Source organism: Stenotrophomonas sp. NPDC077659, from assembly GCF_050268705.1.
In the GTDB taxonomy this organism is placed as follows: domain Bacteria; phylum Pseudomonadota; class Gammaproteobacteria; order Xanthomonadales; family Xanthomonadaceae; genus Stenotrophomonas.
This window is the reverse complement of sequence record NZ_JBNNHG010000133.1, coordinates 1-10653: the sequence shown is the minus strand read 5'-3', so window position 1 is coordinate 10653 and position 10653 is coordinate 1. Positions and strand designations below refer to the sequence as shown.

At 64.5% G+C, this 10653-nt stretch carries 10 protein-coding genes, 6 tRNA genes and 1 pseudogene; 14 read left to right on the top strand and 3 right to left on the bottom strand.

Annotated elements, in window-relative coordinates:
- The coding region (locus ACQKDV_RS15675) for a M48 family metalloprotease (RefSeq protein ID WP_427784931.1) at positions 1-435 on the bottom strand (435 nt) is incomplete at its 3' end.
- Between the two features lie 88 nt (positions 436-523).
- On the opposite strand from ACQKDV_RS15675, the gene grxC reads away from it, so the two are divergent.
- The 5 genes and pseudogenes from grxC (at position 524) to ACQKDV_RS15650 (ending at position 3866) form a co-directional block, all read left to right on the top strand.
- Positions 524-814 (top strand): glutaredoxin 3, encoded by a 291-nt coding sequence (gene grxC / locus ACQKDV_RS15670; protein ID WP_427784930.1) that lies wholly within the window; start codon positions 524-526, stop codon positions 812-814.
- A complete protein-coding gene (locus ACQKDV_RS15665) occupies positions 811-1203 on the top strand; it encodes a carboxymuconolactone decarboxylase family protein (protein WP_025878126.1) in 393 nt (130 codons plus the stop codon). The genes grxC and ACQKDV_RS15665 overlap by 4 nt, the downstream gene beginning before the upstream one ends.
- A gap of 330 nt (positions 1204-1533) precedes the next feature.
- Entirely contained in the window at positions 1534-2538 is a 1005-nt protein-coding gene (locus ACQKDV_RS15660) for an isocitrate dehydrogenase (protein ID WP_427784928.1), read from the top strand.
- A gap of 131 nt (positions 2539-2669) precedes the next feature.
- The gene (locus ACQKDV_RS15655) at positions 2670-3080 is read left to right on the top strand and encodes a hypothetical protein (RefSeq protein ID WP_427784927.1); all 411 of its coding nucleotides are present in this window, start codon (positions 2670-2672) and stop codon (positions 3078-3080) included.
- 146 nt (positions 3081-3226) lie between these two features.
- A pseudogene (locus ACQKDV_RS15650) lies at positions 3227-3866 on the top strand (sulfite exporter TauE/SafE family protein).
- 3 nt (positions 3867-3869) lie between these two features.
- Here the strand turns inward: ACQKDV_RS15650 and ACQKDV_RS15645 are convergent.
- On the bottom strand, positions 3870-4490 hold the full coding sequence (locus ACQKDV_RS15645) for a flavin reductase family protein (protein WP_427784925.1): 621 nt from the start codon (positions 4488-4490) through the stop codon (positions 3870-3872).
- 178 nt (positions 4491-4668) lie between these two features.
- The gene (locus ACQKDV_RS15640; RefSeq protein ID WP_427784923.1) at positions 4669-5427 is read right to left on the bottom strand and encodes a Bax inhibitor-1/YccA family protein; all 759 of its coding nucleotides are present in this window, start codon (positions 5425-5427) and stop codon (positions 4669-4671) included.
- Positions 5428-5607: 180 nt separating this feature from the next.
- Between ACQKDV_RS15640 and ACQKDV_RS15635 the strand changes: the two genes are divergently transcribed.
- From ACQKDV_RS15635 to clpX, 9 genes are all read left to right on the top strand, one after another.
- A tRNA-Pro gene (locus ACQKDV_RS15635) sits at positions 5608-5684 on the top strand.
- Positions 5685-5721: 37 nt separating this feature from the next.
- Positions 5722-5798 (top strand) — tRNA-Arg (locus ACQKDV_RS15630).
- Between the two features lie 173 nt (positions 5799-5971).
- Positions 5972-6048 (top strand) — tRNA-His (locus ACQKDV_RS15625).
- A 79-nt stretch (positions 6049-6127) separates the two neighbouring features.
- Positions 6128-6203, top strand: a tRNA-Lys gene (locus ACQKDV_RS15620).
- A 138-nt stretch (positions 6204-6341) separates the two neighbouring features.
- Positions 6342-6417 (top strand) — tRNA-Lys (locus ACQKDV_RS15615).
- 421 nt (positions 6418-6838) lie between these two features.
- Positions 6839-6923 (top strand) — tRNA-Leu (locus ACQKDV_RS15610).
- A gap of 189 nt (positions 6924-7112) precedes the next feature.
- Positions 7113-8408 carry a trigger factor gene (gene tig / locus ACQKDV_RS15605; RefSeq protein WP_427784921.1) on the top strand — a complete coding sequence of 432 codons (1296 nt, stop codon included), beginning with the start codon at positions 7113-7115 and terminating at the stop codon, positions 8406-8408.
- 76 nt (positions 8409-8484) lie between these two features.
- Complete coding sequence (gene clpP / locus ACQKDV_RS15600; protein ID WP_079220811.1) at positions 8485-9111, top strand: ATP-dependent Clp endopeptidase proteolytic subunit ClpP; 627 nt, start codon at positions 8485-8487, stop codon at positions 9109-9111.
- A 127-nt stretch (positions 9112-9238) separates the two neighbouring features.
- Entirely contained in the window at positions 9239-10528 is a 1290-nt protein-coding gene (gene clpX, locus ACQKDV_RS15595; RefSeq protein WP_427784920.1) for an ATP-dependent Clp protease ATP-binding subunit ClpX, read from the top strand.
- Positions 10529-10653: the final 125 nt, after the last annotated feature.

Genomic DNA, 10653 nt, shown 5'->3' with positions numbered 1-10653 from the left:
GGCGCGCCCGCACCGCGTGGCTGGCCGGCCTGGCCCATTCAGCGCGGGGCCGGCATTGACCCCGATATACCCGCCCAACGTGGCGAAGGCGTTTATCTGGCGGTCCTTCATCACGAAGAACGTATAGGGCTGGCGTGGCTGGTCGCTGTTGGAGCCGAGCCGGGTGCCCATGGTCTGCAGCCAGTCGTTGACCAGCGGGTCGTCCAGCAGGTAGCCGTAGTTGCGCAGTTCGCGCAGCATCATCGCGCCGTACTCGGCCTGCCGGGCCGGGGTCAGCAGTTCGCCGGCCGACGAACCGATGTCCGGCAGCTTTTCCTGGGCCTGGGCCAGCGGCACGGCCAGGGCCAGGGTCACAGCGGTCGACAGCAGCAGGGCTCGCAAGCGGAAGGTCCTCGGGCAGGGCGCGCCAAGCGTGGCAGGGCAGGGGGCAACCATTCGTTAATCCACAGTGTTGCGGTCGTGGCGTGGAAATTCCAGCGCACCGGTACCATATATGGACCGTCGATCCATCGTGGAGTTTCCCGTGACAGCCCAGCCCGCTGGCGGTTCGCCCGCCATCACCCTCTATTCCACCGCCGTCTGCCCGTACTGCGTGGCCGCCAAGAACTTCCTCAAGAGCAAGGGCCAGCAGTGGACCGAGGTCCGCATCGATCTGGACCCGGCCGAGCGCGAGAAGATGATGTCCCTGACCCGTCGCACCAGCGTGCCGCAGATCTTCGTCGGCGACGTCCATGTCGGCGGCTATGACGACATGATGGCCCTGCATCGTGAAGGCAAGCTCGAGCCGCTGCTGGCCGGGCAGGGCCAGGCATGAGCGCGGCCGACGACGGCAGCAGGGACCGCATCGCCGAATTCACGGACTTCCGCAAGCGTATGAACGAGCGCATCCTGGGTGAACCGAACCAGGTGGTGCGGCGCTTCTTCGCCCTGGACACGCAGACCTACCAGGCCGGCGCGCTGGACGTGAAGACCAAGGAGCTGCTGGGCCTGGTGGCCTCGATGGTGCTGCGCTGCGACGACTGCATCAGCTACCACGTGGCCCAGTGCAAGGACGCCGGGGTGACCCGTGAAGAGTTCTTCGAGACCTTCTCGGTCGGCCTGGTGGTCGGCGGCTCCATCGTGATCCCGCACCTGCGCCGCGCGGTCGACTTCCTCGACCAGCTCGAAGGCGGCGCCGCCGCCCCGGCAGCGCACGAGCACTGAGCCTGACGGGCACCGGCCCATTCCGGACCTCCCGGTAGTGCCGGCCGCTGGCCGGCATTCCGTGAACCCGGCAGGGCCGAGGTTGCCGGCCAGCGGCCGGCACTACCGTGATCTCCCAGCCCAGGAGCCCTGATCGCTCGCGGGTAGCGCCGGGCCATGCCCGGCGAAGAACCGCATGCCACCCGCCGGGCATGGCCCGGCGCTACCGGACCATGGTCTATTTGGGACCTCGGCCCCGGCTCAGGCATAATTGCCGGTGAAACTTCCTTTGCGCCGGCGTTTCCGGGCACGTCCGGACGGCGTATTTCCCCCTGTTCGGAACATCGATCAATGACGCAGAAAATTACGGTCATCCGCGGCGACGGCATCGGCCCGGAAATCATGGACGCCACCCTGTTCGTCCTCGACCAGCTCAATGCTGGCCTGGAGTACGAAGATGCGGACGCCGGCCTGGCGGCCCTGGAAAAGCACGGCGACCTGATGCCGGCGGTGACCCTGGAATCGATCGCGCGCAACAAGGTCGCGCTGAAGAGCCCGCTGACCACGCCGGTCGGTGGTGGCTTCACCTCGATCAACGTCAGCCTGCGCCGCCACTTCGACCTGTACGCCAACGTGCGGCCGGCCCACACCTTCCCGAATACCAAGTCGCGTTTCGACAACGTCGACCTGATCACTGTTCGTGAGAACACCGAAGGTGCCTACCTTGCCGAAGGCCAGGAAGTCTCGGCCGATGGCGAGACTGCTTTCTCCGGCACCCGCATCACCCGCAAGGGCTCCGAGCGCATCGTGCGCTACGCCTTCGAGCTGGCCAAGAGCACCGGCCGCAAGAAGGTCACCGCCGTGCACAAGGCCAACATCATCAAGTCGACCTCGGGCCTGTTCCTGAACGTCGCCCGTGAAGTCGCCGCCCAGTACCCGGAGATCGAGTTCCAGGAAATGATCGTCGACAACTGCTGCATGCAGCTGGTGATGCGTCCGGAACAGTTCGATGTGATCGTCACCACCAACCTGTTCGGCGACATCATTTCCGACCTGTGCGCCGGCCTCGTCGGTGGCTTGGGCTTGGCCCCGGGTGCCAACATCGGCAAGGACGCGGCGATCTTCGAAGCCGTGCACGGCACTGCGCCGGACATCGCTGGCCAGGGCAAGGCCAACCCGTGCGCGCTGCTGCTGGCCGCCGCACAGATGCTGGACCATATCGGCCAGCCGGAGAACGCCGAGCGCCTGCGCAAGGCCATCGTGGCGACCATGGAAGCCAAGGATTCGCTGACCGGCGACCTGGGCGGCACCGGCACCACCATGAGTTTTGCCCAGGCCATCGCCAGCCGCCTGTAAGCGGCCGGCGTTCCGGCTGGAAATCGCCTCAGGCGATGTCCAGCCAGGGCTGCGCATCGTTGGAGACGGGCCGTCCTTGTACGGCCCGTCTGCGTTTTCAGCTGCGCCTTTCACCAACAGGACTTTCTCCGATGCCTGAGGCCGCGGTGTGGGTCGTGGCGGCTGTTGCCTCCTATGCCATCGGCGTGGCCCTCTACGCCACGTTCTACTGGCCGTGGTCCCGGTCCCAGCGTGCGCTGCGCCGCCTGCGCAAGCACGGGGTGCCTCTCCGAAGTCTGGGGAGGAGCGAGGCGCGTGTCCTGCAGTTGATTGAGTTTCCGGCAGGATTGCCCGTGTATCTGCTCGAAGGCAGCTGCGCGGCGTTTGTTGTCAGGGGCAGGTTCCCACCGGCCCAGCATGTGCAGACGCTGGCTGGCGTGCCAGTGAAGTATCCGCCGGGTCTCGCGCATGCCGTGTGCGAAGGCGGCAACACCGCCGAAGTGGTACTGGGTCGCGACCACGCGATGGTCGTGCGGCTCAATGGGGTGAAGCTGGCCCCGTAGTGTCGAGCATGGCTCGACGCTACCCTGAGTGGCACGAGCTGCCGCACATTGGTGCCGTCGCTACGCGCTGGTCGATCACCTGGCAACGCATTCCGCTGCAGGGTCGGGCGGGGCAGGGTAGCCACGCCAGGGCAACGAGGACGGTGATGGATCCGGTCTATCTGCTGGTGGCGGTCGGCGCGATTGTCGCCGGCTTCGTACAGGGCCTGTCCGGCTTTGCGTTCGGCATGGTCGCGATGTCTTTCTGGGCCTGGGGGCTGGACCCTCGCCTGGCCGCTGCGCTGTCCGTATTCGGTGCGCTCACCGGCCAACTGCTGGCGGTGTTCACCGTGCGTCGCGGCTTCAACCTGCGCCTGCTGCTGCCGTTCGTAGTTGGCGGGCTGGTGGGCATTCCGCTGTGAGTGCTGGTGCTGCCACAGCTGGACACGGCTTGGTTCAAGGCGCTGCTCGGCGGGTTTCTCGCGGTCTGGTGCCCGGTGATGCTGATGGTGCGCCGGCCGCCCCCCATCACCGTAGCCGGACGAACAGCGTGCAGTCATCCAGAACTTCAACCTGGCCATGCTGGCGGTGACCATGGCTACCTACGCCGGCAACGGCATGATCACCCGGCAGATGCTGCCGTATTTCGCCATCGTGGCCCCGGCCATGCTGGTGCCGACACTGCTGGGGGCGCGTCTGTATATCGGCATCAGCGAGGCGCGCTTCCGGCAGATCGTGCTGGGCCTGCTCACCGCATCCGGCATCGCCCTGCTGTGCTCGGCGCTGCCGGTGCTGCTGTCGCGCTGACGATCAGGCCGGGCGGAACATGCGGAAGTGCTGTTCGGCACTGACCCGGAAGTAATCAGCCGGGCCGCCACCCCGCAGGATCGGATCGGCGGCGGCGGTGTCGTAGATGCCATCGACCAGCAGGCGCGCGTCGATATGCACCGCCACCACCTCGCCCAGCACCAGCCAGCCGTTGGTGTCCTGGCCGGCGGCATCGCGCAGGCGCACGATCTGGGTGCAACGGCACTCCATGCTGACCGGGCTTTGCGCCACGCGCGGCGGACGCACCTCAGTGGAGGCCAGCGGCGTCAGCCCGGCCAGGCTGAACTCATCGACCTCCGGCGCAACCGCGCGGCAGCTTTCGTTCATCGCTTCGGCCAGATTGAAGGTGGCCAGGTTCCAGACGAATTCGCCCGTGGCCTCGATGTTGTGCAGCGAATCTTTGCGGCCCTGGCTGGAGAAGCCGATGATCGGCGGGGTGTAGTTGAAGGCGTTGAAGAAACTGTACGGCGCCAGGTTCAGGGCACCGCCGGCATCGCAGCTGGAAATCCAGCCGATCGGGCGTGGGCCGATGATGGCGTTGAACGGGTCGTGCGGCAGACGGTGTCCGTCGGTCGGGCGGTAGCTGTGGAAGGTGTCAGGCATGGGAGCTGGTTCCGAAGAGTCGAGCTTGCTCGACTGCTTTTCTGTAGGGCCGAGCCCATGCTCGGCTGCTGTTGGGCCAAGAGCAGCCGAGCATGGGCTCGGCTCTACCGCCCCTCCGGGTTACGAAAAAGCCGCGACCCTCTCGGATCGCGGCTTGTCGGTTACGGCTTGATCAGGCTCAGCGCTGCTGGATCTTGGACAGCAGGCGCAGGAACTCCACGTACAGCCAGACCAGGGTCACCATCAGGCCGAATGCGCCATACCACTCCATGTACTTCGGCGCGCGCTGGGCCACGCCGGTTTCAATGAAGTCGAAATCCAGCACCAGGTTCAGCGCGGCCACCGCCACCACGAACAGGCTGAAGGCAATGCCCAGCCAGCTGGCGTCATGGATCACCGGCACGTTGATGTTGAAAAAGCCCAGCACGAACGAGGCCAGGTAGAGCAGGGCGATGCCACCGGTCGCCGCAACCACGCCCAGCTTGAAGTTCTCGGTGGCCTTGATCAGGCCGCTGCGGTAGGCGAACAGCAGGGCGAACAGGGTGCCGAAGGTCAGCAGCACCGCCTGGAACACGATGCCCGGGAACTTCATGTTGAACACGGCCGAGATCGCGCCCAGGAACAGGCCCTCCACCAGCGCGTACATCGGCGCGGTGATCGGCGACCATTCCTTCTTGAAGATGGTGATCAGCGCCAGCACCAGGCCGCCGATCGCGCCGCCCATCGCGTACAGCTTGGCGCTGGCCATTACCTGGCCGTAGTCATTGATGGACTGGTTCCAGGCGAAGGCGGCGGTCAGCACGGTCAGCAGCAACAGGATGCCGGTCTTGTTGACGGTGCCGTTGAGGGTCATCGCCTGGTCGGGGTGGGACACCACCGAGCCGCTGGCCAGATCGAGGAAGGTCGACTCGGAAAGAGCCGGGTTGCCGCTGCGCATGCGAGATCTCCGTGCGAAAGGGATGGTTACGGCCATCCGGCCGATCACAGCGAGCATAGCCGATGGCGGCGCAGGGTGGTGTGGCAGGCGCGCGTGCCCGAAGCCGCTGCGTTGACAGGTCCGGTCGCGCTTGTTCACAATGACCAGCTCCCCGGGCATTGCCCGAGGGGATTGCAGTGCCGGGGTATAGCGCAGTCTGGTAGCGCGCCTGCTTTGGGAGCAGGATGTCGGGGGTTCGAATCCCTCTACCCCGACCAATCCCACTACGTCGGATTGGACGCCGTTCCGGTTCGGGCGCCCGTAGCTCAACTGGATAGAGCACCGGCCTTCTAAGCCGGCGGTTACAGGTTCGATTCCTGTCGGGCGCGCCATTGGCACGACACGCTGGGTAATCCTGGTGGATGTGAAGAAGCGCTTGCAAAAGCGCGAACACTCCGCCAGAATATCGGACTCGCTTCGGCGGACACGAACTTCGGTAAAGGTCCTCGGGCAAAGCATCAGGCTTCATCGCCAGCAGCATCGGCGGTGAAGCGAAGTTTCAGTGGTGGCTGTAGCTCAGTTGGTTAGAGTACCGGATTGTGATTCCGGTGGTCGGGGGTTCGAATCCCCTCAGCCACCCCACTGTTTCAACCGCATCGGCAGCGCCGGTACGGTATTGCAATAAACAGAATGCACGCTACAATGTGCGTCTGGGTTTCACGGGCTGTTAGCTCAGTTGGTAGAGCAGTTGACTCTTAATCAATAGGTCCAAGGTTCGAATCCTTGACAGCCCACCAAGACGGAAGCCACCTGGTATGCCAGGTGGCTTTTTTCTTCAGATAGTGCGGTACCCGGAGCAGTGCGGACGTCAACGATGTTGAACGAAGTGCTTGCATCCCCCAGGCGGATGGGGTCATAATTCGCGCCCCGATTTCGGGCTGTTAGCTCAGTTGGTAGAGCAGTTGACTCTTAATCAATAGGTCCAAGGTTCGAATCCTTGACAGCCCACCAGACGAAAGCCACTTGGTTCGCCAAGTGGCTTTTTTCTTGGGTGCGAGAAGGTTATCGGTTTCTACAGCACATCCGCGCATGGCGTGGATCTGCCGCGTTTGAGGCAGTGGCAGTGCCCGGCTCACTGCCCGCAGCCTGGGTGCCATCACCAGTGGCGATGCCAGCTGCATAGCGGCGGCGCCAGCTGGGACGGGTGGAATACGGCTCCCGGAGCATGCCGTAGGCCTTCGGCGTTACCTGTGTAGCGCTGGGCCGTCACCCACAGGAAGGGAGGGCAAGGCGGTGGTGATGTGCTTGATCGGGACATCCAGCCGGGGCAGTAAGGCGAATCTGCGCGATACGTGCCGATTTACACATTCAGCTTTGTCACGCCTTCCGCTTTCCAGCGCCGCCTGCGACAATGAGCCCCTGTGCCGGCCACGCGAAAGTGGCGGAATTGGTAGACGCCCTGGATTTAGGTTCCAGTGCCGCAAGGCGTGGGGGTTCGAGTCCCCCCTTTCGCACCAGTGCCGGCCTGTCTCCGCCCTGATCGGGCCGCCGACGGACCCTTGACCGCCCTGTGCTGGCAGTGCAGGCCGAATTGGGCGAAACTAAAGGGCTGCGGCAAGCAGGCGCGTCCCAGACGTCGTGTCCTTACAACCGTTTCATCCATCATCGAGCCGGGGGCCAGGGCGCCACCGGTGGCAGGAGTCAACATGCAAGCTTCGATCGAAACCATCGGCAACCTGGAACGCCGCCTGAGCTTCTCGCTGCCGGAAGACCGTCTGCAGAGCCACATCAACGGCCGCCTGGGCGAAATCGCCCGTACCACCCGCATCAAGGGCTTCCGTCCGGGCAAAGTGCCGGCCAAGGTGATCGAGCAGCGCTTCGGCGCGCAGGTCCGTGGCGAGGCGCTGGACGGCCTGCTGCGCGAAACCTTCGACGCGGCCGTGCGCGAGCACGACCTGCGCATCGTCGGCAGCCCGCGCATCGACAAGGGCGAGGAAGGTGAGTTCTCCTTCGTCGCCACCGTGGAAGTGGTGCCGGACTTTGGCGACATCGACGTCAGCAAGCTGACCGTGGTGCGCCACACCGCTGAAATCACCGACGCCGACATCGACCAGATGATCGAGAACCTGCAGAACCAGCGTCGCACCTGGGCCCCGGTCACCCGTGGCGCGCAGGACGGCGACCTGGTCGCACTGGAAACCTGGTCGCAGGCCGGCGAAGAGCGCCTGCCGGCCGAAGGCACCGAGAAGGGTTCGATCGTGCTCGGCCAGGGCATGATGTTCGACACCATCGAAAAGGGCCTGGTCGGCCTGGCCAAGGGCGAAGAAAAGACCCTGGACGTTGAGTTCCCGGCTGACTGGCGCGTGCCGGTGCTGGCGGGCAAGACCGTGCAGGTCACCGTCAAGGTCGTCGAAGTGTCCGAGCCGGTCGTGCCGGCCGTCGATGAAGCCTTCATCAAGAGCTTCGGCGTGAAGGGCGGCGACGTCGAGCAGTTCCGCAGCGACATCCGCGCCAACCTGGAGCGCGAGCTGAAGGGTGCCCTGATGAACCGCCTGCGCCGCGAAGTGGGCGAGCAGCTGATCGCCGCCTATTCGTCGGTGGAAATGCCGCCGCGCCTGGTCGACAACGAAGCCCGCGCCATGCTGGCCCAGCAGGTCGAGCAGGCCCGCCGCAATGGCCAGAACGTCGGTGAAATCCCGGCCGATGCCCATGAAGGCTTCAAGGACGCGGCCGCCAAGCGCGTGCTGGTCGGCCTGGTGGTGGGCGAAGTGGCCCGCACCAACGACCTGCGCCTGGAAGCCAAGCGCCTGAATGAAACGCTGCGTCTGATCGCTTCGACCTACGAAGAGCCGGAGCAGGTCATTGAGATGTACCGCAACGACCCCCAGCTGATGTCGGGTCTGCAGAACCGTGTGATGGAAGAGCAGGTGATCGACTGGATCGCCGAGCGCGCCCAGCACACCGAAGAAAAGCTGTCGTTCCAGGACGCGATCCGCCAGTAATCCCGGGGCGGATCTCCCCATACCCCGCGCCTGCACCGGCGCGGGGCTGTTTCCCCCAAGACAGGTACCTCACGAAATGGACAACCGGACCAAAGCCCTGAACATGGTTCCCATGGTGGTCGAGCAGACCAGCCGCGGCGAGCGTGCCTACGACATCTACTCGCGCCTGTTGAAGGAGCGCCTGATCTTCCTGGTGGGCCCGATCGACGATCACATGGCCAACGTGGTGGTGGCGCAGCTGCTGTTCCTGGAAGCGGAAAACCCGGAAAAGGACATCAGCATCTACATCAACTCGCCCGGTGGCGTGGTCACCGCCGGCATGGCGATCTACGACACCATGCAGTACATCAAGCCGGACGTGAGCACCATCTGCGTCGGCCAGGCCGCCTCGATGGGCGCCCTGCTGCTGGCCTCGGGCGCTGCCGGCAAGCGTTATGCGCTGCCGAACTCGCGCGTGATGATCCACCAGCCGCTGGGCGGCTTCCAGGGCCAGGCCACGGACATCGACATCCATGCCCGTGAAATCCTGACCCTGCGTTCGCGCCTGAACGAAGTGCTGGCCAAGCACACCGGCCAGTCGCTGGAGACGATCGCCCGCGACACCGAGCGCGACAACTTCAAGAGCGCGGTCGACTCGGTGGCCTATGGCCTGGTCGACCAGGTGCTGGAGCGTCGTCCGGAAGAGTCCATCCAGGCCGGTTGACCGGCCTGCACGGGGCCAGGGAGGCCCCGTTCCTGCAGGGTCGGACCGGGACTGGCGTCCCTCCGGCCCTGTGCTATTCTCGAATCGAACCCCCGTTCAGCGGGTGGCGTAACTGGGTAAGCGAAGCATGAGCGAAGACCGCCAAGGTCGTTCCACGGACACCGGCAAGATCCTCTACTGCTCTTTCTGCGGAAAGAGCCAGCATGAAGTGCGCAAGCTTATTGCGGGTCCGAGCGTGTTCATCTGCGATGAATGCGTGGAGCTGTGCAACGACATCATCCGTGAAGAGCTCGAGGAAAAAGCGCAGTCGGCGCGCAGTTCGCTGCCCAAGCCGCGCGAGATCCTCGAGGTGCTCGACCAGTACGTGATTGGCCAGAACCGGGCCAAGCGCACGCTGGCCGTGGCCGTGTACAACCACTACAAGCGCATCGAGAGCCGGCAGAAGAACGATGAGGTCGAACTGGCCAAGTCGAACATCCTGCTGGTCGGCCCGACCGGTTCGGGCAAGACGCTGCTGGCCGAAACCCTGGCCCGCCTGCTCAACGTGCCGTTCACCATGGCCGACGCCACCACGCTGACCGAAGCCGGTTACGTGGGCGAGGACGTGGAGAACATCATCCAGAAGCTGCTGCAGAAGTGCGACTACGACGTCGAGAAGGCGCAGCAGGGCATCGTCTACATCGATGAAATCGACAAGATCTCGCGCAAGAGCGAGAACCCGTCGATCACCCGCGATGTGTCCGGCGAAGGCGTGCAGCAGGCCCTGCTGAAGCTGATCGAAGGCACCGTGGCCAGCGTGCCGCCGCAGGGCGGCCGCAAGCACCCGCAGCAGGAATTCCTGCAGGTGGACACCAAGAACATCCTGTTCATCTGTGGCGGCGCGTTTGCCGGCCTGGACAAGGTGATCCAGCAGCGTTCCAACGACGCCGGCGGCATCGGCTTCGGTGCCAAGGTCAAGAGTGCCGAGCGCAAGGTGGAAGTGGGCAAGGTGCTGGCTGAAGTCGAGCCGGAAGACCTGATCAAGTTCGGCCTGATCCCCGAGTTCGTTGGCCGCCTGCCGGTGGTGGCAACCCTGGAGGAGCTGGACGAGCCGGCCCTGATCAAGATCCTGACCGAGCCGAAGAACGCCATCACCAAGCAGTTCAGGAAGCTGTTCGAGATGGAGAACGTCGAGCTGGAGTTCCGCCCGGACGCGCTGTCGGCCATTGCCAGGAAGGCGCTCAAGCGCAAGACCGGCGCCCGTGGCCTGCGCACCATCGTCGAATCGGTCCTGCTGGACACCATGTACGACCTCCCCTCGCAGGAGAACGTCAGCAAGGTGGTGGTGGATGAATCGGTGATCGAGCACAAGTCCGAACCGTACCTGATCTACCAGACCCCGGCGGCCCCTGAACAGAAGGCCGCAGGCGCGGAGTGATTCTTTCAAGTTCATGATTTGAAAGGATTTTAAACGAATGCCTTGCATCTGAAAGCCGATGGCCCCATAACGGGGCCATCGGCTTTTTTTGTCTCCGGAAGATGCCCTCCCGGAGACGGTTTTCC